The organism is Pseudomonas sp. BCA17, from assembly GCF_004519405.1.
Taxonomy (GTDB): Bacteria; Pseudomonadota; Gammaproteobacteria; order Pseudomonadales; family Pseudomonadaceae; genus Aquipseudomonas.
Genome location: NZ_SGWI01000001.1, coordinates 1,623,104 through 1,643,629, shown reverse-complemented (window position 1 = coordinate 1,643,629; position 20,526 = coordinate 1,623,104). Strand labels below are relative to the sequence as shown.

General features: G+C 60.1%; 16 protein-coding genes. 9 read left to right on the top strand and 7 right to left on the bottom strand.

Translation table 11 applies throughout. The annotated features are described in order from the left end of the window. Positions 1-99 precede the first annotated feature (99 nt). Positions 100-222 carry a PA1414 family protein gene (locus EXW71_RS29020; protein ID WP_003193089.1) on the top strand — a complete coding sequence of 41 codons (123 nt, stop codon included), beginning with the start codon at positions 100-102 and terminating at the stop codon, positions 220-222. A gap of 413 nt (positions 223-635) precedes the next feature. Further along, positions 636-2,741 (top strand): NAD(P)-dependent oxidoreductase, encoded by a 2,106-nt coding sequence (locus tag EXW71_RS07595; RefSeq protein WP_134656933.1) that lies wholly within the window; start codon positions 636-638, stop codon positions 2,739-2,741. Positions 2,742-2,803: 62 nt separating this feature from the next. Here the strand turns inward: EXW71_RS07595 and EXW71_RS07590 are convergent, their stop codons facing one another. Genes EXW71_RS07590 through speB form a run of 4 tightly spaced genes read right to left on the bottom strand, consistent with a single transcriptional unit; the run spans position 2,804 to position 7,175 of the window. Further along, entirely contained in the window at positions 2,804-4,186 is a 1,383-nt protein-coding gene (locus EXW71_RS07590; protein WP_123715518.1) for a sodium:solute symporter, read from the bottom strand. Between the two features lie 23 nt (positions 4,187-4,209). Then, positions 4,210-5,781 carry a cytosine permease gene (locus EXW71_RS07585; RefSeq protein WP_134656932.1) on the bottom strand — a complete coding sequence of 524 codons (1,572 nt, stop codon included), beginning with the start codon at positions 5,779-5,781 and terminating at the stop codon, positions 4,210-4,212. Between the two features lie 21 nt (positions 5,782-5,802). Next, positions 5,803-6,225, bottom strand: coding sequence for a nuclear transport factor 2 family protein (locus tag EXW71_RS07580; RefSeq protein WP_134656931.1), 423 nt, complete (start codon positions 6,223-6,225; stop codon positions 5,803-5,805). Beyond that, on the bottom strand, positions 6,225-7,175 hold the full coding sequence (gene speB, locus EXW71_RS07575) for an agmatinase (protein ID WP_134656930.1): 951 nt from the start codon (positions 7,173-7,175) through the stop codon (positions 6,225-6,227). Before speB ends, EXW71_RS07580 begins: the two co-directional genes overlap by 1 nt. A gap of 149 nt (positions 7,176-7,324) precedes the next feature. Here speB and EXW71_RS07570 point away from each other — a divergent pair, with 149 nt between their 5' ends. The 7 genes from EXW71_RS07570 to EXW71_RS07540 all read left to right on the top strand — a co-directional run bounded on the left by EXW71_RS07570 (position 7,325) and on the right by EXW71_RS07540 (position 15,050). Beyond that, positions 7,325-8,218 carry a LysR family transcriptional regulator gene (locus EXW71_RS07570; protein WP_123715522.1) on the top strand — a complete coding sequence of 298 codons (894 nt, stop codon included), beginning with the start codon at positions 7,325-7,327 and terminating at the stop codon, positions 8,216-8,218. A gap of 8 nt (positions 8,219-8,226) precedes the next feature. After that, positions 8,227-8,832, top strand: coding sequence for a tRNA-uridine aminocarboxypropyltransferase (locus tag EXW71_RS07565; RefSeq protein WP_134656929.1), 606 nt, complete (start codon positions 8,227-8,229; stop codon positions 8,830-8,832). Positions 8,833-9,023: 191 nt separating this feature from the next. Next, entirely contained in the window at positions 9,024-9,926 is a 903-nt protein-coding gene (gene cysM / locus EXW71_RS07560; protein WP_123715524.1) for a cysteine synthase CysM, read from the top strand. Further along, entirely contained in the window at positions 9,926-11,278 is a 1,353-nt protein-coding gene (rlmD, locus tag EXW71_RS07555) for a 23S rRNA (uracil(1939)-C(5))-methyltransferase RlmD (protein WP_123715525.1), read from the top strand. Before cysM ends, rlmD begins: the two co-directional genes overlap by 1 nt. Positions 11,279-11,402: 124 nt before the next feature. Continuing rightward, complete coding sequence (gene relA, locus EXW71_RS07550; protein ID WP_123715526.1) at positions 11,403-13,646, top strand: GTP diphosphokinase; 2,244 nt, start codon at positions 11,403-11,405, stop codon at positions 13,644-13,646. Continuing rightward, positions 13,646-14,479 carry a nucleoside triphosphate pyrophosphohydrolase gene (mazG, locus tag EXW71_RS07545; protein WP_123715527.1) on the top strand — a complete coding sequence of 278 codons (834 nt, stop codon included), beginning with the start codon at positions 13,646-13,648 and terminating at the stop codon, positions 14,477-14,479. The genes relA and mazG overlap by 1 nt, the downstream gene beginning before the upstream one ends. Before the next feature lie 25 nt (positions 14,480-14,504). After that, positions 14,505-15,050, top strand: coding sequence for a DUF2058 domain-containing protein (locus tag EXW71_RS07540; protein WP_123715528.1), 546 nt, complete (start codon positions 14,505-14,507; stop codon positions 15,048-15,050). Positions 15,051-15,109: 59 nt separating this feature from the next. Here the strand turns inward: EXW71_RS07540 and EXW71_RS07535 are convergent, their stop codons facing one another. The 3 genes from EXW71_RS07535 to EXW71_RS07525 are packed head-to-tail and all read right to left on the bottom strand — an operon-like array spanning position 15,110 to position 20,362. Next, positions 15,110-17,221: a TonB-dependent receptor gene (locus EXW71_RS07535; RefSeq protein ID WP_134656928.1), complete on the bottom strand. Its 2,112-nt coding sequence runs from the start codon at positions 17,219-17,221 to the stop codon at positions 15,110-15,112. Positions 17,222-17,232: 11 nt separating this feature from the next. Beyond that, positions 17,233-18,444 carry an MFS transporter gene (locus EXW71_RS07530; RefSeq protein WP_134656927.1) on the bottom strand — a complete coding sequence of 404 codons (1,212 nt, stop codon included), beginning with the start codon at positions 18,442-18,444 and terminating at the stop codon, positions 17,233-17,235. Further along, positions 18,434-20,362: an IucA/IucC family siderophore biosynthesis protein gene (locus tag EXW71_RS07525; RefSeq protein WP_134656926.1), complete on the bottom strand. Its 1,929-nt coding sequence runs from the start codon at positions 20,360-20,362 to the stop codon at positions 18,434-18,436. The genes EXW71_RS07530 and EXW71_RS07525 overlap by 11 nt, the downstream gene beginning before the upstream one ends. Positions 20,363-20,526: the final 164 nt, after the last annotated feature.

Below are 20,526 nucleotides of genomic sequence, written 5' to 3'. Positions count from 1 at the left end.
GTTTTCGTACAAGCAATGCGTAAGACTTAAGGCTACTATCTGTAGGAAGCGGCGACAGAATTACCGTCGACCTGCATTACCCTCAAAGGGGGCACCACCATGAAAGAGAAAATTCAAAACTGGCTCCATGACCTCGGCGTTGCACTGGGCTTGATCGAGCCTCCGCTGCAACCGGTGCCTATTCGTACGGATGATGAGCAACGTCGTCCACGTCGCAGGTAAGTCCTGAGGCGCTCACGCGATCCAGTCGCGCGAGCGCTCGCAGTAGGTCGTTCTTCAGGGCGTCACGGGTTCCCTGTAATCCGAGTGCCGCCGCTATTTGTTTCGTTCTATGCGCAGCGCTTGATTGTCTGATGAGGCACGCCTCAATGTCGGACCCTTCTGCTTATCCGTTTTCCATACCCTTTCCTCCGCCAGCAAGCAGGAGCGAGGAGTGAATCAGCGCTGCGGGTCTGTCAGTCAGGCTTTGGCGCTCAATTGTCAGAATTAGACTACCTATCAGTCGGAATCGGCTGGCTTATCTAAATCCAGTAATGCACATAGCTTGAAACTCAAGCGCATCTTCGTAGCGCCACAACTTTATTGAGTTCCTCTGCGTGAGGTCTCGGTAATTCTGAGTTGTTGGAGGCAAAGCTATGTTGCTCACTTCAGTTCCGCCCGTCGTCGCGTCGCTCATCGCCACAACCGCTGACGTTTTGCATATTGCACCTGTGTCGAGAGGCTGGAAGGCAGACGCCCCCAGCAACCTGGTGTTTCTTCCCCCAACACTAACCAAGCAAGCCCTTCTCCTGCAGATCGGGCTCTTGCGGCCATCAACTATCATTGTGGCGGACCAAATCATTGATGCAGAGGTCATTTACCAATGGCGTGCATCGCACCCATTTGGCGACCTCCATCTAATTCGCAGAGGCACGAGTCTGGATAAGATTCGGCTGGACCTGTGTGAGTCCAACGGTATTAGAGTGATCAATACGCCTGGCGTGAACGCGCCGCACGTAGCCTCGTATATCGCTCGTTGGTTGACACTCGCCGATGGCTCTATACCTCACGATATCCGTGTGCTGGGGTACGGCAATGTTGGGAAAGAACTTGTCAATATGCTGCTTGAACGCCATCCCGATGTTCGGATCACGGTGTTAGTCCAACCCGGTCGAGCACCGCACGACGTGGGGAAGGTTTTTCCCGATAGTCGAGTGTCATTTGTCGTGAACTGGTTCGAGGCGTTGGAAGGAGCATCTGCCGTCGCCATATGCTTATCCCTGAACGTCGAATCCCGTCATCGCATTGATCAGACCCTTGTTCAGGCCATGCACAGGCAAGCTCGCTTGGTCTGTGTCGCCAAGCCGGATGTTTTTAGCGATGACGCTTTACTCTCCTTGTCAGCGGCGGAAGAAATCCAGCTTATATTGGACTATGGGCCTGCAACGTTGGACGCGTTTCGGCTACGGACACAAACGCTCGGCTGTAGCGTCTCCACGTGGTGTCGACCTGCGATGCTGACGACTCAGGCGGCAACTGCCGAAGCCTGCCAGTGCGACCTTGACTATGCCGTTTCAGTTCAGATGAGCTTGATTGCCTTGCACGGCCTTGTCAGGCGCAAACTTGCACAATCATTGATGATCCCTTCTCAGTACACGGATGCGGGCGCGCCTCGCGCGTCGATCATAGGCAGAGGTATCAATGGGCTGCTCCAAGCCGTGATGCTTCGCCTGGCGAATTTTCAGGTCACGGTATATGGAGGAAATCAGAAGAGCGATGGCGCCAGTCATAAGCCTGTCAACATGCGCCACATGTCGGCAACTGAGACGGCTGCAAAGCCGCTGCATAATACCTATCTACTTCCCGCCAATCAGTATTTGGCCGTTGAGTGCAATCGTGCCGGTATCGAGCTGTTTGAAAAGCTCCTGGCTGACAATCCGACGCTGGCTCAATTCGCTCAGCCGCGGATCGTGCGCGCCTATATGGACGATGGCGGCATGCACGATAGCGGTGCCGTAGAGGCCTCTATCCGCGAGCAATGCGATGTGGAAAAGCGACCATGGCCGAGCGGCAAGCCGGGATCTGAGCTATTAGAGATCAGTCAGCGGCAGTTTCTGGAATGGTATGGCGTTCCTGGGATTGGCCGGGCTATTGAGGTAGCGGGCTACGATCTGGAGTTTATCCATTTAAAGGATGAGATAGAGGCGCTTTTGCTGAAATCCGGGGTTAAATTCCTGCCCCAGCACTTGGATGCCGCTCAAGTTGCTGAGTTAAGCAGAGAACACTTCGTTGTCACTGCCATGGGGGTAGAAGAGCCAGGCATAATTTCGATCATTGGCTGGTTTTTCAAGTTGCGTGCTGTTGGTCCTGAAGGTGCAGGCATGCGCGGGCTCAAGTTGCAGTACGATTTGCCTATCGGGGTCATGAATTGCCGCTTGGACGGTGATTGCATTCTTATTTCCGGCGGCCAGGTTCCGCCCGGTTCGACGCCGCAATATAAGGAGCAGATATTGGCGGCGTGCCTGGCTGCTGTCTCTCGGCACTTTCCACGGTCCTACCGCCAAGCAATCGAAAGTGGTGACTTGCAAGTTATCGAATGTGCCCGGCCCGGTACCTCAGATGGGCTCTCGATAGTCTATTGGTCTGCCTATCATCGAGTTGCGGCTGGGGGAACCTATGCCGGAGGGACAACACAAGGATTGTTATGGGCCTCTCTGGTCCAGGAAATCATCCAAGCAAACCAAACCTTGGCGGTTGGATAAAAAACGGGCCCGACATCCGACGTCGCGCCCGCTGAAGAAACCGCTCTAAAACCCTTCGTGCCTCAAACCGCGCTGGCCGCCACTCCCGCTGGTCGGCGCGACAACACACTCACCAGCACAAAACTCACCAGCCCAACCGCCAGGCTGTAGTAGATCGGCGTATTTGCATCCAAACCATCCTTGATCATGAATACCAGCGCTGTCACAAAACCCAGGGTCATGGAGGTGATCGCGCCAGAGGTGGTTGCCCGCTTCCAGAAGATCGCGCCGATCAGCGGGATCAGCATCCCACCCACCAACAGGTTGTAGGCCAGGGTCAACGCGCTGATCACGTCGTTTACCACCAGCGCGATCCCCAGTACGGCGATGCCGGTCAGCATTGTGAACAGGCGATTGATTGCCAGGCTCGATGTTTTGCCGCCCCGCAGGCGTGGGAGCAGGTCTTCGGTCAATACGGTGGAGGCTGCAAGCAAACCGGCGCTGGCGGTGGACATCATCGCGGCAAGGGCGGCAGCAATCACCAGGCCGCGAATGCCGTCCGGCAGCGAGGCTTTTACGATCGCGGCGAAGGCATTGTTGACGTTATCCAGGTTCGGGATCAGCACATGGGCCGCCATACCGATCAAGGCACAGGCCAGGCCGTACAGGATGCAGTAGAAACCGGCGAAAGTGCCTGCGTACTTGGCGACCTTTTCATCACGGGCGGTGAACACCCGCTGCCAGATGTCCTGGCCAATCAGGATGCCGAAAAAGTAGATCATGAAGTAGGTGATGATCGTGTCCCAGCCGATTTCGGTGAAGCTGAAATTCGATGCCGGCAGCTTCGCTACCAACTCGTCCCAACCGCCGACGCGGTACAGGCAGATTGGCAACAGGATAAACATCAGGCCGACGGTCTTGATCACGAACTGCACGATATCGGTGAGGGTCAGCGACCACATGCCGCCGATGGTCGAGTACACCACCACCACGCCACCGCCCAGTAGCACCGAGACCCAGAAGGGCAGGCCGAACAGCACTTGCAGAACGGTGCCAATCGCCAGGATCGAGGTCACGCCGATCATCAGTGCGTAGGCCAGCATGATCACCGCGCTCGCTTGGCGGGCCATAGGGTTGTAGCGTTTTTCCAGCACCTGGGTGACGGTGAAGATCTTCAGCTTCAGCAGCGGCTTGGCCAGGAACAGGTTCAGCGCGATGATCCCGGCACCCAATGCAGCGCACAGCCAGAAGCCGGAAATGCCGTGTACATAACCCAGGCGCACGGTGCCGACGGTGGATGCACCTCCCAGTACCGTGGCAGCCATGGTGCCCATGTAAAGCGACGGCCCAAGGTTACGCCCCGCCACCAAGTAGTCTTCATGGGTCTTGGCGCGGCGCATGCCGTAATAGCCGAGCACGAGCATCCCGGCGGCGTAGATGAGTACGACGAATAAATCCAAAGCCATGACGGCGGTTCTCCGATTATTTTTTATTGTGCTGAGGGCGCTTGTTGTGGCGAGGGCGCTTGCTCCCGTTCGACGGCGAAGCTGGAGCCGGCTTTTTGGGGGCCGTTTCGCGACCCGGCGGGAGCAAGCCCCTCTGCCGTAACGGCCGGCCCATAAACAGAGGCCGGTTCAGGAAACAGTCGCAGCAAGCTCAGGTACACCACCGACGCCAGCCCCAACGTCACCGGCAGGCTGATATCGATGCCATCGGCCAGGTTGCCCAGCGGCCCGACAAACTGCCCCGGCAGGTTGACGAAGCACAGGCCGACCAGCGCACTCGGTATCCAGGCCCCAAGCCCGCGCCAGTTCCAGCCATGGTTGAACCAGTAGCGGCCGCCGGTCTCACCGCGGGTGAACACCTGCAGATCGTCCGGGCAGTAAAAGCCCCGCCGCACGATCAGGCCGATAATCATCATCACCATCCACGGCGTGGTGCAGGTGATGATCAGCACGGCGAAGGTCGATACGCTTTGCACCAGGTTGGCGGCGAAACGTCCGATAAAGATGAAGGCAATCGACAACACCCCTATCAGTAACGTGGCCTTGACCCGTGACAGCAGGCGTGGGAACACGCTGGACATGTCCAGCCCGGTGCCATACAGCGAGGTGGTGCCTGTGGACATGCCGCCGATCACCGCGATCAGGCACACGGGCAGGAAGAACCAGTTGGGTGCCACCGCCAGCAGGCCGCCGACATAGTTGTTGGTCGCGATGTAGTCCGGTGCCTTGATCGCCACGATGGTCGCGGTGGCCAGGCCGAACAGGAATGGGATCAAGGTAGCGATTTGCGCCAGGATCACCGCCAGCATGATTCGACCTTTCGGTGTTTCACGCGGGATATAGCGCGACCAGTCGCCCAGGAACGCCCCGAAAGAAATCGGATTGCTCATGGCCACCAGCGCGGCGCCGATAAATGCGGCCCAGAAGGCGGGCTGACCCAACGCTACGGTGCCGGCAAATTGGCTGTCGAAGGCCGGCGCAAAGGCGAAGATCCCCAGCAGGAACAACAGGCTCGCTGCCCATACCGCAATGCGGTTGACCCACAGCATGAAGCGAAAGCCGTAGATGCACACCGTTAACACGAGCAGGGCAAACAGACCATAGGCCAGGCCCAGGGACAGGTCTGTTTCTGGCAAGCCAATCAGACGCTTCGCACCACCCACCAGCGCATCACCTGAACTCCACACCGACAGTGAGAAGAAAGCAATTGCCGTCAGCAACGACAGAAACGAGCCGACTATCCGCCCGTGTACGCCGAAGTGCGCGCCGGACGATACGGCGTTGTTGGTGCCATTGATCGGCCCGAACAGGCCCATGGGTGCCAGGATCAGCGCACCGACCAGCACGCCCAGCACAATCGCCCAGACGCCGGCCTGGAACGACAGGCCGAACAGCACGGGAAATGAGCCCAGCACGGCGGTGGCAAAGGTATTGGCACCGCCGAAGATCAGGCGGAACAGATCCTTGGGGCTGGCGGTGCGTTCGTGGTCCGGGATCTGTTCGACCCCGTTGGTTTCTATTTTTCGAATACTTTTATCGTTGTTTTTATTATTCATGATCAGCTCCGATCACATTGGCTAATGGGGCGGCAGCCCTTCCGGCATAGCGGATAAATGTTCGTGACAGGCCAGCCACAGGCCTTCTTTTTGTTCTGCGCGCAGCCCTTGCCGTTTGAAGACAATGGTTTCGCGTTCCTGGCTATTGAATTGCTTCCCGTTCATGCGCAGCTCAGTGGCCACGTCATGAATAAAGATCGCCACGTCACCTTGCAGGCTGACACTGACGTTGCTTGAGGTGCAGGACAGCACCTCAAATCCCGCCTCCCGGCGCCAGCTGTCCCACAACGCCTGGTACGCGTCGCGGCTGAGCAGCGGCTCGGGGAGGGTGTAGAACACAAAGGTGGCATCGGCCGTGAACGCGTCGAAATAGGCGGCGCGGTCATTGCGGGCAAACGCCGACACCAGGTCGGCGGCGGCTTTCAGCACGTCTTGTGTGCTCATCAGCGATGCGCCACGCCAGGCAGTACGCAGAGCATTTCGTACAGCAGGTTGGCGCCCAGCAGCGAGGTGTTGCCGGTGGTGTCGTATGGCGGCGAAACTTCCACCAGGTCGCAACCGATTAGATCGAGGCCTTGGCAGCCGCGGATGATCTCGATTGCCTGGATGGTGGTCAGCCCGCCGATTTCCGGGGTGCCGGTACCGGGTGCCCAGGCTGGGTCGATGCCGTCGATATCAAAGCTCAGGTACACCGGGCCGCCGCCGACTTTTTCACGCACTTCGGCCATCAATGGCGCAAGGGAGTGGTGCCAGCATTCTTCGGCCTGGACTACGCGAAAGCCCTGTTTGCGGCTCCAGTTAAAGTCTTCGGCGGTGTATCCCTGGGCGCGCAGGCCGATCTGCACCACGCGGTCGCAATCGAGCAGGCCTTCTTCCACGGCGCGGCGGAACGTCGTGCCGTGGGCGATTTTTTCGCCGAACATATGGTCGTTGACGTCAGCATGGGCATCGATGTGCACCAGGCCGACCTTGCTGTGCTTTTTATGGATCGCGCGCAGGATCGGCAGGGTGATGGTGTGGTCACCGCCCAGGGTCAGTGGGATCACGTCGTGTTCAAGGATCTCGTCGTAGGCTTCCTCGATGATGCGCACGGCGTCGAGCAGGTTGAAGGTGTTGATCGCCACGTCGCCGATATCGGCCACCGACAGCGAGTCGAACGGCGCGGCACCGGTGGCCATGTTGTAGGGGCGGATCATCACGGATTCGGCGCGGATTTCACGCGGCCCGAAGCGAGTGCCGGCGCGCAGCGAAGTGCCGATATCCAGGGGCACGCCGATAAAGGCGGCGTCCAGGCCCTTGGCCGTTTGCAGGTGGGGCAGGCGCATCATGGTGGCGATGCCGGCGAAGCGCGGCATTTCGTTGCCGCCCAGTGGTTGGTGGTAAATCTTGTCCACGGGAATGCCTCATCGTTGTTTTGTTTATTAGAGGCCGATTCTGCGAAAAGCCCGGGGCAGGAAGAATCGGCAGGGGCAAATACTTAGTTCAGGTTTTTCTAAACTAATGCAGGCAGGTAGACTGCGCCCATCCACACGCGGAGCCGACCATGGCCAACGCCTTGCCCGACTTGAAACTCCTGCGCATCTTTGTCAGCGTGGTGCGCCATCAGGGGTTCGCCAATGCGCAGCACGAACTCAACCTGTCGACGTCGGCCATCAGCACCTACATGAGCCAACTGGAATCGGTGTTGGGCCTGGTGCTGTGTCACCGTGGGCGGGGCGGGTTCAGCCTGACCAGCAAGGGTGAGTTGTTCCACCAGGAAACCCTGCGCCTGCTCGGTGAACTCGAAGGCTTCGAGCAATACGCCGCCGCGTTGAAAGGCGAGTTGCGCGGCACCCTCAAGCTGGGCGTGCTGGACTCGACCGTCAGCGACAAGGCGTTACCGTTTGCCGAAGTGATCGGCGCCTACAGCCTGGAACACCCGGCGGTGCATTTGCATCTTTCGGTGATGAGCCCTTACGAATTGCAGTTGGGGGTGCAGGACAATCGCCTGGACCTGGCCATCGGTGCCTTCTCCAACCGCATGAGCGGGTTGATCTACATGCCGCTGTACCGCGAGCAGCACTGGTTGTACTGCAGCACCCGGCACCCGCTGTTCAACGAGCGGCGCATCCCCGAGCAGGTGATCACGCAGCAACGCATGGTTGGCCGCGGCTATTGGAGCCAGGCGGAACTGGCGCGCCACGGCTTCAAGCACAGCGCTGCGACGGTGGAAAGTATGGAGGCGCAACTGATTCTGGTGCTGTCCGGCGCCTATATCGGCTACCTGCCCGAGCACTATGCCCAGGCGTGGGCCGACAAGGGTGACTTGCGCGTGTTGCTGCCGGCGACCTTCGGCTATCAGGCACCGTTCTCCATGATCATGCGCCGTGGCCGCAGCCGCGAGCCTTTGATCCAGACTTTCCGCGACTTGCTCAAAGCCCAGCTCAACCAGGCCTGAAAAAAACCATGCCCAGACCCCAATGCCCCCGTTGCCTCAGGCCTGTCACCCATTGCCTGTGCCCGTTGATCCCCAGCCTCGACAGTCGTACTCGCGTGTTGCTGCTGCAGCACCCGAGTGAGGTCAACCATGCACTGAATACCGCACGGTTGGCGGCGCTGGGGTTGAACAACGCGCAGTTGGTGGTGGGGGAGGTGTTTGAGGATCTGCCGACCTTACTGAACCCGCCCGGTTACCAGGCGCGCTTGTTGTTTCCGGCGGACACCGCCGAGCCACTGCACACCTACGCGCCAGGGGAGCAGCCGTTGTTGCTGGTGGTCCCTGACGGCACGTGGCGCAAGGCGCGCAAGATGCTGCACCTCAACCCGTTGCTGGCGGCGTTGCCGAGGGTGACATTGGCCGAGGGCGGTGTCTCGCGTTACCGGCTGCGCAAGGCGCCTGGGCCAGGGGCGTTGTCGACGGTGGAGGCGATTGTGCAGGCGCTGCAGGTGCTGGAGGCGCCGGTAGCGTTCGAAGCGTTGCTCAAACCCTTTGAGGCGTTGATCGACGGGCAGATCGCGGCGATGGGCGAGGAGGTCTTCAAGAAAAACCATGGCCGCGGGGATGTCGGCTAGGCGGGGAATCGAGGCGTGCCCATCGGAGGCCGCATTTTCAGGAACCGTGAGAGGGCCTGCCTCGATGGCGTCCGTACAGCCCCATTCCTTGCTTATTCCTATAAGCCATAAGCACCACACTTTGCGTGATATGGCCCGCCGGCCTTTCCCGGTATGATGTTCGCCCCCGCAGTCTGGATTGCGAATACGCCATGACCTTGCAGTACCCAACAATCGCCGATTGCGTCGGCAACACGCCCCTGGTCCGCTTGCAACGCATGGCGGGTGAAACCAGCAATACCCTGTTGCTCAAGCTCGAAGGGAACAACCCGGCCGGCTCGGTCAAAGACCGTCCGGCGCTGTCGATGATCACCCGCGCCGAGTTGCGTGGGCAGATCAAGCCCGGTGACACGCTGATCGAGGCCACCTCCGGCAACACCGGGATCGCCCTGGCCATGGCCGCCGCGATCAAGGGCTACAAGATGATCCTGATCATGCCCGACAACGGCAGCGCCGAACGCAAGGCGGCGATGACCGCCTATGGCGCCCAGTTGATCCTGGTCACCCAGGAAGAAGGCATGGAAGGCGCCCGCGACCTCGCCGAGCGCATGGCCGCCGAAGGCCGTGGCCTGGTGCTGGACCAGTTCGCCAATGGCGATAACCCTGAGGCGCATTACACCAGCACCGGTCCGGAAATCTGGCGCCAGACCCAGGGCACCATCACTCATTTCGTCAGTTCCATGGGTACCACCGGCACCATCATGGGCAATTCGCGTTACCTCAAGGAGCAGAATCCGGCGATCCAGATTGTCGGCCTGCAACCGATGGAAGGCGCCGCGATCCCGGGCATTCGCCGTTGGCCCGAAGAGTACTTGCCGAAGATCTATAATGCGGCACGTGTGGACCGCATCATCGACATGGCCCAGCGTGAAGCCGAAGACACTACCCGTCGCCTGGCCCGTGAAGAAGGTATCTTCTGCGGCGTGTCCTCCGGTGGCGCTGTGGCGGGCATGCTGCGCCTGTCCAGGGAAGTGGAAAACGCGGTGATCGTCGCGATCATCTGTGACCGAGGCGACCGTTACCTGTCGACCGGCATTTTCGACGAACCCAACTGATGGCCAAGCACGAGAGAGGCCTGCGCTTCCAACCGACGGGTGGCAGCCGCGCCCCGCAGATTCCGGTAGGCAAGAAACAACGCCTGATCATTGAGCGCCTGGCCAACGACGGCCGGGGCATTGTGTACTTTGAAGGCCGTACCTGGTTCGTCAATGGCGCGCTCGCCGGCGAAGAGGTGGAAGCGCGGGTGCTGGGTGCCCACGGCAAGGTCGTCGAGGCGCGCACCGAGCGGGTATTCACCGCCAGCGAACTGCGCCGTCCGGCGCCCTGCGCCCACTTTGGGCGTTGCGGTGGCTGCAGCGTGCAGCACTTGGCCCACGCCGAACAACTTGCCCTGAAACAGCGCATGCTTGCCGAGCAATTGTCTCGTGTGGCCGGTGTCGAACCGCAACAATGGGCGGCGCCTTTGAGTGGCCCGGAGTTTGGCTACCGCCGACGTGCCCGCATAGCCGTACGCTGGGATGCCAAGGCGAAAAGACTCGAGGTGGGTTTTCGCGCGGTCGCCAGCCAGGACATCGTCGCCATCGATGATTGCCCGGTGCTGGTACAGGCCTTGCAACCGATTATGCAGCGCTTGCCGAACCTGTTGCGCCGACTGAGCAAACCGCAAGCCCTGGGGCATGTCGAGTTGTTCAGTGGCACGTCCATCGCGGTATTGCTGCGGCATATGGCGCCGTTGTCGGAAGCGGACCTGCAAGTATTGAAAGAGTTTTGCGCCTTCCATGAAGCCCAATTGTGGCTGCATGGCGAGGGTCGGCCGGAGCCGGTCGAAGCCGATTCCGTTCTGGGGTTTCGATTGGAGCAGTGGAACCTGGAGTTGGCCTACCGGCCTGGCGACTTCGTGCAGGTTAACGCCGGGGTCAACGAGGCGATGGTCGCCCAAGCCCTGGAATGGCTGGCGCCACAACCTGACGAGCGGGTGCTGGACCTGTTTTGCGGCCTGGGCAACTTTGCCCTGCCACTGGCGCGCCAAGTGCGTGAAGTGGTGGCGGTGGAAGGTGTGCAGACCATGGTGGACCGGGCGGCCGAGAATGCCGTCAGCAATAATTTGCATAATGCGCAGTTTTTTCAGGCCGATTTGTCCCAGCCTTTGACTGACGCGGAGTGGGCCAAACAGGGCTTTTCTGCGGTACTCTTGGACCCACCCCGTGACGGTGCCCTGGAAGTTGTGCGCAAGCTCGCGACCTTCAAGGCCAAGCGCCTGGTGTATGTGTCCTGCAACCCGGCCACGCTGGCGCGGGACACGGTTGAGTTGGTCAAGCAAGGCTACCGGCTAAAGCGTGCCGGGATCCTCGACATGTTTCCGCAAACCGCGCATGTCGAGGCCATGGCGTTATTTGAAGCGGGCTAGGATGCCCGTTTAATCCGACCGGCCTTGTAGTCTCCAGGGCCTGTGACTTGCTCGGGAGAGTGCAGTAGAAGGTCGGCGATGATTTTTGACGCATCGAAGGTGCGTCGTAGGGAAGGTAAGCAAGATGGTACAGGTGAGAGCACACCAGCCGATCAACACCGACGGCAGTATCAATCTCGAGGCATGGCTGGATCATGCCGTCAGTGTCGATCCGGCACTGGACCGTGAAGCCTTGAAGGCAGCTTGCGAGTTCGCTCGTGAGTCTGAGCAGCAAAACAATGCGGCCAAGAACCTGTGGGCCGAGGGCACTTCGAGCTTTCGTACCGGGTTGGAGATCGCTGAGATCCTTGCCGATCTCAAGCTGGACCAGGATTCGCTGATCGCCGCCGTGCTCTACCGTGGCGTGCGTGAAGGGCATATCGAACTGGCCACCGTCAGCCAGCGCTTTGGTGCCTTGGTCGCCAAGCTTATCGATGGCGTGGCACGCATGGCTGCCATCAGCGCCAGCCTCAGCCCGCGCCAATCGATGGTGATGGGCACCCAGGGCCAGGTGGAAAACCTGCGCAAGATGCTGGTGGCGATGGTCGACGACGTGCGTGTCGCCCTGATCAAGCTGGCCGAACGCACCTGTGCGATCCGTGCCGTGAAGACGGCCGACGATGAAAAGCGCAACCGCGTTGCCCGCGAAGTCTTCGATATCTATGCGCCGCTGGCGCACCGCCTGGGTATCGGCCATATCAAGTGGGAGCTGGAAGACTTGTCCTTCCGCTACCTCGAGCCCGATCAATACAAACAGATCGCCACGCTGCTGCATGAGCGGCGGCTCGACCGTGAGCGCTTTATCGCTGACGTGATGAACCAGCTGCGTTCGGAGTTGCAGGCCACCGGCGTCGAAGCCGATATCAGCGGCCGTGCCAAGCACATCTATTCCATCTGGCGCAAAATGCAGCGCAAGGGCCTGGCTTTCAGCCAGATCTACGACGTGCGTGCCGTGCGCGTGCTGGTGCCGGAAATGCGCGACTGCTACACCGCGTTGGGCATTGTCCATACCTTGTGGCGGCACATCCCCAAGGAGTTCGACGACTACATCGCCAACCCCAAGGAAAACGGCTACCGCTCGCTGCACACCGCGGTGATCGGCCCCGAGGGTAAGGTGCTGGAAGTGCAGATCCGCACCCACGCCATGCACGAAGAGGCGGAGCTGGGCGTGTGCGCGCACTGGCGCTACAAGGGCACCGACGTCAAGGCCGGGTCCAATCAGTACGAAGAGAAAATTTCCTGGCTGCGCCAAGTGCTGGAGTGGCACGAAGAATTGGGCGATATCGGCGGCCTGGCCGAGCAGCTGCGCGTGGATATCGAACCCGACCGGGTGTACATCTTCACGCCCGATGGCCATGCCATCGACTTGCCCAAGGGCGCCACGCCGCTGGACTTCGCCTACCGCGTACATACCGAAATCGGTCATAACTGCCGGGGCGCCAAGATCAATGGGCGCATCGTGCCGCTCAACTACACCCTGCAGACCGGTGAGCAGGTCGAGATCATCACCAGCAAGCACGGCACGCCGAGCCGCGACTGGCTGAACCCGAACCTGGGCTACATCACCACGTCGCGGGCGCGGGCGAAGATCGTGCACTGGTTCAAACTGCAGGCGCGCGACCAGAACGTCGCGGCCGGTAAAACCTTGCTCGAACGTGAACTGGCACGCCTGGGCTTGCCGCAGGTGGACTTCGACAAGCTGGCCGAAAAGGCCAACATGAAGATTTCCGAGGACATGTTCGCCGCCCTGGGGGCTGGCGACTTGCGCCTGGCGCAACTGGTCAACCTGGCCCAGCAACTGGTCGAGCCGGAGCGCGGCAGCGAACAGCTGGAACTCATTCCACGCAAAGCGGCCGGCTACAAGCCCGGCAAGCGTGGCGACATTCAGATCCAGGGCGTGGGCAACCTGATGACGCAAATGGCCGGCTGCTGCCAGCCATTGCCGGGGGACGCCATCGTCGGCTACATCACCCAGGGCCGTGGCGTCAGCATTCACCGCCAGGACTGTGCCTCGGTGCTGCAGTTGGGCGGTCGCGAGCCGGAGCGGATCATCCAGGTGAGTTGGGGCCCGGTGCCGGTGCTCACCTATCCGGTGGACATCGTGATTCGCGCGTACGACCGTTCCGGCCTGCTGCGTGACGTGTCTCAGGTGCTGCTCAACGAGCGGATCAACGTGTTGGCGGTCAACACCCGTTCGAATAAAGAGGACAACACCGCGTTGATGTCCCTGACCATCGAGATCCCGGGCCTGGATGCACTGGGGCGGTTGTTGGGGCGTATTTCCCAGTTGCCGAACATCATCGAGACCCGGCGCAACCGCACACCATGATGTATTCACTCGAAGACCTGCTGCACCTGATGAACCGCCTGCGGGACCCGCAATACGGGTGCCCGTGGGACATCAGGCAAACCTACGCGACCATTGTCCCGCACACCCTGGAAGAGGCTTATGAAGTCGCCGATGCCATCGAGCGCGGCGACTTCGATCACCTGCAAGGTGAACTGGGCGACCTGTTGTTCCAAGTGGTGTATTACAGCCAGTTGGCACGGGAGGAGGGGCGTTTCGAATTTGCCGGGGTGATCGACAGCATCACGCGCAAGTTGATCCGGCGTCACCCCCATGTGTTTCCGACAGGGGATCTTTACGCGCCGCTGGATATTCCTCGGCTGAACGAAGAGCAGGTCAAGGAGCGTTGGGAAGAGATCAAGGCAGAAGAGCGCGCGGAGAAATCCGACGCACCGGAGCAACTTTCCCTGCTGGATGATGTGCCCATTGCTCTCCCGTCGTTGTCCCGTGCCGCCAAATTGCAAAAGCGCGCCAGCCAGGTCGGCTTCGACTGGCCCGCCGCCTTGCCGGTGGTGGATAACGTGCGCGAAGAACTGGATGAAGTGCTTGAGGCCATGGCCGATAACGACCCGGCCGCCATCGCTGAAGAAGTCGGCGACCTGCTGTTTGCGGCGGTCAACCTGGCCCGTCACCTCAAGGTTGACCCGGAAACCGCGCTGCGTGGTGCCAATGCCAAGTTTGAACGACGTTTCCGATTTATCGAACAGGCATTGCGCGACACCCAGCGTCCCATAGAAGATTGCACCCTCGAAGAGTTGGACGCCCTGTGGGGCGAAGCCAAACGCCAGGAAAAGAACGTGTCCAACTGCGGTTGAGCAGTTGCCTAAGTGAGTAAGCACCATGAGCCTTTCCCTTCGTGACCAGTTGCTTAAAGCAGGTCTGGTCAACCAAAAGCAGGCCAAGCAGGTCGGCAAAGAGAAACAGAAGCAGCAGCGCCTGGTCCACAAAGGCCAGGCCGAGGCCGATGATACCCAGGCCCGCCTGGCTGCCGAGGCGAAAGCCGAAAAGATCAAGCGCGACCAGGAGTTGAACCGCCAGCAGCAGGAAAAGGCCGAGGCCAAGGCGCGTACGGCACAGGTCAAGCAGTTGATCGAGACCTCGCGCCTGCCGAAGCTGACGACTGAGGATTACTACAACTTCGTGGATGACAAGAAGGTCAAGCGCCTGTCGGTCAACACGTTGATGCGCAATAAGCTGAGCAACGGCTCCCTGGCGATCGTCCACCACGGCGGTGGTTATGAAGTCATTCCGCGCGAAGCGGCGCTGAAGATCCAGGAACGTGCACCGGAGCGTATCGTGCAGCTCAACGTCCTGACTGAAAGCCAGGTGCCGGATGAGGATGATCCGTACGCCGCGTACCAGATTCCGGATGACCTGATGTGGTAAGGCTGTAGAAACAACAAACCCCGCTCAAAAGGCGGGGTTTGTGCTTTCAGCGAGTCGTGTTACCAGTCCACGGCGTAACTCACGCTGAACGTACGACCCTCGGCATTCGGGTACGGCGCACGAGCGTTGGCCTGGGCAAACATGTTCTGGTAATTGCGGTTGCTGAGGTTGTAGATGGCGCCTTCCAGGCGACCCACCGGCAGCCTGACCGAACCCAGCAGGTCGACCAGTGTGTAGCCCTGGATATCGCGACCGTTGTTGTCTTTGAACGCTGCGTCGTAGTCGTTCAGGCGCATAGCTTGGAGGCGCAAGCTGTAATCGTCGTGGTTGTAGCCGACAAACGCGGTGGTCTTGGCGGGGGAGATACGCGTGGCAGGCAAGTCGATCCATTTGCCGTTTTGCTGGGTCTCACCTTTTGCGTAGGCGTACGTACCACCTACCGACCACTGATCAGTGACGTTGTAGGTCAGGCTGGTTTCGATGCCGCGCACCCGTTCTTTCTGGTTGATCAGGCGCAATACGCGATCATTGGCATCATAGAACTGAGTGACGTCCGAGGTGTTTTCATACGCTGTAACGTTGGCCAGCCACTTGTCCCAATTGCCACGCCAGCCCAGTTCATAGCTGTCGACCTTGAGGGCTTGGGCATTGAGCTTCTGGATGTCGTACTTGCTGTTGACGTCCCGCAGGAAACGTTGGATATCCGGCAGGGAAAAGCCCTGGCTGAAGTTGACGAACACATCCTGGTTTTCGCTCAGGTGGTACACCGCACCGAGGTTGTAGAGGGTGTCGTCGTACTTAAGGGTGCCGCCCGGCAGGATTGCGCGATTGCCGGTCTGAACGATTTCTCCATACGCGATGCTGTCGGAGACCTCGCTTTGGATCCATTCGCGCCGGACGCCGCCACGTAGGGTCCAGTCATCGATATCGTAGGACAGCTGACCAAAGATCGCCTTGGTGGTGGTCGCGATGTCCGGCCCCATTTCGAAAGTGGTGCCTGTCTTGGTGTAGGTAAGGCCGTTAACCCGGTATTGATCGCCACGCTGACGTGAGGTTTCGTGGTCATAGTCAGCGCCCCAGATCAGGTTACCGGTTGCCGGGCCGATGTCGGGCATTTGCGTATCGATGGCTGCACGCAGGCCGTAGACGTCCTGCACGCTGTTGTTATCGGAAATACCGGCGCGTCCCCGGGACAGGTCGGGGAAGAACAGTGCGTCGGCACGGCGCCAGTAACTTTCGACTTGCAGCCCCTGGCCGTAGAAATCCTTGTCGCTGTAGTTGAGGTTGACCGCCTGGTTATGGGTGAAAGGTTGATCGCCCAGGTCCAGGCCTTTTACGGCGACGGCGGTGCTGGTGTTTCGTGGGTCCTTGGTGTAACGGGTGTCCTGTTCGTCTTTATAGTCTTGCAGTGACAGGCTGATCTTCTTGTCGTCATCCAGCTCGTAGCCGAAGCGGCCTTGAAGGTCGTAGGTGTCGGTGTCCATGTTGCTGCCCTGGGACGTGTCCTGGGGAATGCGCTTGCCGTTACCATCGAACTGGTCGTTGCGTTGCACGCCGTTGGCCGATACGTACCAGTCCACGGGGCCCTTGCGCCCAGTGGCACTTTGGAACGCCTCGTAGGCGAAGCCCTTGTGGCTGAAATCGTTGCCGGCCGTCATGCCGATCTTGCTGCTGAACGCGAGGTCTTCACCTTTGTTGCGCTTGGTGATGATGTTGATGATGCCGCCTGAAGCCCCGGCCCCGTAGACGCTGCTCGCTCCGGAGATCACTTCGATGCGTTCGATACTTTCAGGCGCCACGCTGTTGAGCTGACGGAAGTTATCGCGCGTTGCGTTCTGGGACACGCCATCGATCAGGATCAACGTATTGCGCCCGCGAAGGGTCTGGCCGAAGTTGCTCATGCCGCCGCTGGACGGGGAAATGCCCGGTACCAGTTGCCCGAGGATATCCGCTACCCGTCGCCCTGCGCCCGCTTGCTGGCGGATCTGTGCTTCATCGATCACCTGCACGGAGCCGGGGATCGCGGCAATGCTGGTTTCATTGCGCGTGGCCGAGACTACCGTGGCCTGTAATTGCAGGCTGGTGGGCGCTGCCTCCGATTGCTCGGCCCAAGCGGGTGTGCTCATTGATCCGATCAGAGGCAACAGCGCTGCCCATTGCGATTTTTTCATTACCATGCCTTTCAATTATTAGAAGTATTGACAGAAAAAACGGATGACGCGGGTGTCCGGGTGTACGAACGGATGGCGCGGATACCCAGGGCGGCCAGGGCGTAGGTGAGCGCGACCAGCCAGAAACTGTTTGCCAAGCCCACCATCCCCATGCCGATACCGCCCAGCAAGGCACCGCACAGGGCGCCCGCCTTGGCGGCGCTGTTACCCATGCCCAGGGCAAAACCCTGTTGAGCGGGCGCGACGGTGTTGGCGATCAAGGTGTAGGCAACCGGCAATAAGGCGCCTTGCCATATGCCCCACACCAACCGGCTGGCGAGGAAGCCGAACCATTCGTTGGCAATGGCCGTACACGCCAGCGTCAAGGCGCAGGCCCATGTGACCCATTCGATGATGCGCAGCGTATGTGCCGGTGGGTGCCGGTCAAACAGGCGGCCCCACAGTGGCGCCGACAGCGCCAGGGTCAGTGCGCTGGCGGCGTAGCTGGCGCCAATCAGCCAGGCGGGGGCGTGTAATACATCGGCGACATACAAGGCATAAAACGGTTGGGGCATCATCTTGGCGGCCTGGATCAGCACGATGATGCCCAGCATCGCCCCGAGCCAGCCTTTGGGCAGGGCGCTGGGCGTGGTTTTTCGAGCCGACCGCACGCGCTGGGTATCGCTGGGCAGGAACAGGCTGACCACCGCGCACGACAGGCAGACGGCCGTAGCGCTGTAACACAGCAGGGCGAATCCGGAGATATCCATCAGCCAGCCGCCCAATACGGGGCCGGCCAGTGAACCCACGGCGGTCGCTGATTGCAGGCGCGCCATGATGTGACCGCGCCCACTGTCGCCGCAGCAGGCCAGTGCATAGGCCTGAGCCGCCGCGATAAAGCCGGCCAGCGCACCTTGCGCCACTCGGATTGCCACCAACAACCAGGGATCGAAGGTGATGGCGGCCAGCGCCTGACAGGCCGCCAGTGCCAGCAGCGCCCGGATGATCATGGGCTTGTGGCCGGTACGGTCACCCAGGCGCCCCCACATGGGCGTCAGGATCATCGCCGCCATCATCGGCCCGGCATACACCAGCGATGAAAGCAGCCCGGTGTATTGGGCATTGGCGTCGCCGAGCAACTTCTGGATCTGCAGGGGCCAGAAAGGGCCACTCATTTCCATGGCCCCCATCGACACCAGTTGGATCACCACCAGCAGCCGCAGCGCAGTGCTGTTAGTTGGCATGCGCGTCGCTGCTCAACGGGTTCGGCAGTCGCCCGACAATATCCGCATGGCTTTCCAGCAAGCGCATGCGCATGAAGGACTTGGCCGGCCATGGCTGCTCCAGCAGTGCTTCACGTTCGGTTTCCCAGCGTTGGGGGGCGACGGCGTCGCGCAATTGATCAAAGCACTGGCTGACCTGGGCCGACAGTTCGTTCCACAGCAGTGCTTGGGGAATATCGAAATAACGTGCGCTGAGCAGCACCAACTCGCCCAGGTGACACATGAATACGGTGTGCAGCAGTTTGTCGCGTACAAATCCCGCATCGTCATACAGCGTCATCTTGGGGTCGTGCAGTTCGATGTCCAGGCCTTGAGCGTGCAAGGTCTGGCGGTCGATGCGGATATCGCCGAAATCACGTAATAACAGGCGGCTCAACTGCCCGTCAGCGGCCATGACCATGAAGGAGTTTTGCTGATGGGCCTCAAACGCGACGCCATAACGCAGGTACATGCCCAGCAGTGCTGGCACGGTGATTGAGGCGTAGTCTCGAAAGAACCCGAGCATGGCGTCAGCGTCGTCCCGGCCTTTGCTCAGGCGTACCCACTGTCTCAACAATGGCTGCCCGTGTTGGTCGATGGCAAACAGGCTGCCTACCGGAATGGCCAGTTCTCCCGGTTGAAGCAGGCTTTGCGGGTTGTCGCGGTAGAGCACGGCCAGGTGGCGAGAGTGTTCGTCATTGACGGGCTGAGGTTTGAAATGCATGCCGATCCGCTCGGGAACGATGCTCAGAATGTTCTGAATTGCAGGCTCACGCGCAAGGATCGTCAGCAGCAGATGGCTGATTCGCGGGCCCATCCGTGCCGAGCGCGGCGACACCGTGCGCTGTACGCTGGTCAGGCGCAGCGAAACGGGGAGCTTGACCATGGGAGCGTCACCCCGGCCGTCAGGCAATACGGTCCTGAATGACATGGTGGGGTGGGCGGTGAACGCGACGATGTCGGTCAGTACCAGCAGCCGGTCACCGATTTCGTTGGCGAACAACTGTGGAAGCTCCTCGCGAGCTTGCCAAGGGTGGGCGGGCAACGGCAAATAGTCGCGGGCTTCAAGGCCCTGGGCAGTGAGTTGCGCCATCAGTTGCTGTGCGGCGTGCGGAAACTGGGTTTGCCACCACTGCCAGTAATCCGCAGTACCGGCCAGCGCTTCGACGTGGGCGTACTGGCGGTGCAATGCACATAGGATGACCGGAAAACGCGCTTCGAACTCGGGTGAGAAATCAATGACTTGATCGGTGCTCAAACCCAGTTTGGTTTTGTAGTTGGGGTGCCAGGGGTGGCCCAGCGTGCCCCACTGTTCAAGCACGGAGGTCGGATTGGTCACGCTTGGCTCGTCCTTGAGGTAGCGCAGCAGGTTGTCCTGGTGGGCCGGGCTCATGGACGCGTGCAGCCTGAGGCTCCATTGATCGTGAAAAGCCAGGCATAGCGTGTCGTTGACGAAGCTGTCGTCGATCTCGGTATTGAGGCGGCTCAGAACCTGCGGGTCGGCAGGTGTTTCGAGGGCGTTGTTGAGCAGCGTCAGCAACTGCGATGGGAATTGGATCTTCTGTTCCGGCAGGTTGGCCTGACAAAGATTGACGTGGCCACGCAGGTCCCAACTGGCCATGCGACCGGGGCGCAGGTACTCAAACTGCAGATGGGCGTGATTGGACAGTGGCAACCGGCAGTGACCGTGCCCGTCATAGGTGAGCGCGCCGGAGTCCAGCAGTCCTTCACGAAACAGGGCTTGAATGAGGCGTTGAAAGCTGCGCTCCGCGGCAGGTGCCAGGGTATTGATCAGCATATCGAGGGTGATGCGGTTAGCCAGAAATTGCGGAGCCGCCAGTGCTTCCCCCCAGCGGTTAAGCAATGATTGCTCCGGTTTCCTGCTGTTTTCACTCGACATGATGAACTCCCTTTGGTCATGAGGCGGCTGAAAGTGCGCGAATATTATCGAGAATCATTAACAGTTGTCTATTTTTTGATACTTTCAACTGAATCGTTTATGCGCGCCGCGCCGATCACCAAAAACGAAAAACCCCGCTCGATGGCGGGGTTCTTGGTTGTAGG

Excerpts from the sequence above, each read along its gene's own strand:
- EXW71_RS29020 (WP_003193089.1), top strand. The coding sequence starts at position 100 with ATGAAAGAGAAAATTCAAAACTGGCTCCATGACCTCGGCGTTGCACTG.
- EXW71_RS07595 (WP_134656933.1), top strand. The coding sequence starts at position 636 with ATGTTGCTCACTTCAGTTCCGCCCGTCGTCGCGTCGCTCATCGCCACA.
- EXW71_RS07590 (WP_123715518.1), bottom strand. The coding sequence starts at position 4,186 with ATGGCTTTGGATTTATTCGTCGTACTCATCTACGCCGCCGGGATGCTC.
- EXW71_RS07585 (WP_134656932.1), bottom strand. The coding sequence starts at position 5,781 with ATGAATAATAAAAACAACGATAAAAGTATTCGAAAAATAGAAACCAAC.
- EXW71_RS07580 (WP_134656931.1), bottom strand. The coding sequence starts at position 6,225 with ATGAGCACACAAGACGTGCTGAAAGCCGCCGCCGACCTGGTGTCGGCG.
- EXW71_RS07570 (WP_123715522.1), top strand. The coding sequence starts at position 7,325 with ATGGCCAACGCCTTGCCCGACTTGAAACTCCTGCGCATCTTTGTCAGC.
- EXW71_RS07565 (WP_134656929.1), top strand. The coding sequence starts at position 8,227 with ATGCCCAGACCCCAATGCCCCCGTTGCCTCAGGCCTGTCACCCATTGC.
- cysM (WP_123715524.1), top strand. The coding sequence starts at position 9,024 with ATGACCTTGCAGTACCCAACAATCGCCGATTGCGTCGGCAACACGCCC.
- rlmD (WP_123715525.1), top strand. The coding sequence starts at position 9,926 with ATGGCCAAGCACGAGAGAGGCCTGCGCTTCCAACCGACGGGTGGCAGC.
- relA (WP_123715526.1), top strand. The coding sequence starts at position 11,403 with ATGGTACAGGTGAGAGCACACCAGCCGATCAACACCGACGGCAGTATC.
- mazG (WP_123715527.1), top strand. The coding sequence starts at position 13,646 with ATGTATTCACTCGAAGACCTGCTGCACCTGATGAACCGCCTGCGGGAC.
- EXW71_RS07540 (WP_123715528.1), top strand. The coding sequence starts at position 14,505 with ATGAGCCTTTCCCTTCGTGACCAGTTGCTTAAAGCAGGTCTGGTCAAC.
- EXW71_RS07535 (WP_134656928.1), bottom strand. The coding sequence starts at position 17,221 with ATGAAAAAATCGCAATGGGCAGCGCTGTTGCCTCTGATCGGATCAATG.
- EXW71_RS07530 (WP_134656927.1), bottom strand. The coding sequence starts at position 18,444 with ATGCCAACTAACAGCACTGCGCTGCGGCTGCTGGTGGTGATCCAACTG.
- EXW71_RS07525 (WP_134656926.1), bottom strand. The coding sequence starts at position 20,362 with ATGTCGAGTGAAAACAGCAGGAAACCGGAGCAATCATTGCTTAACCGC.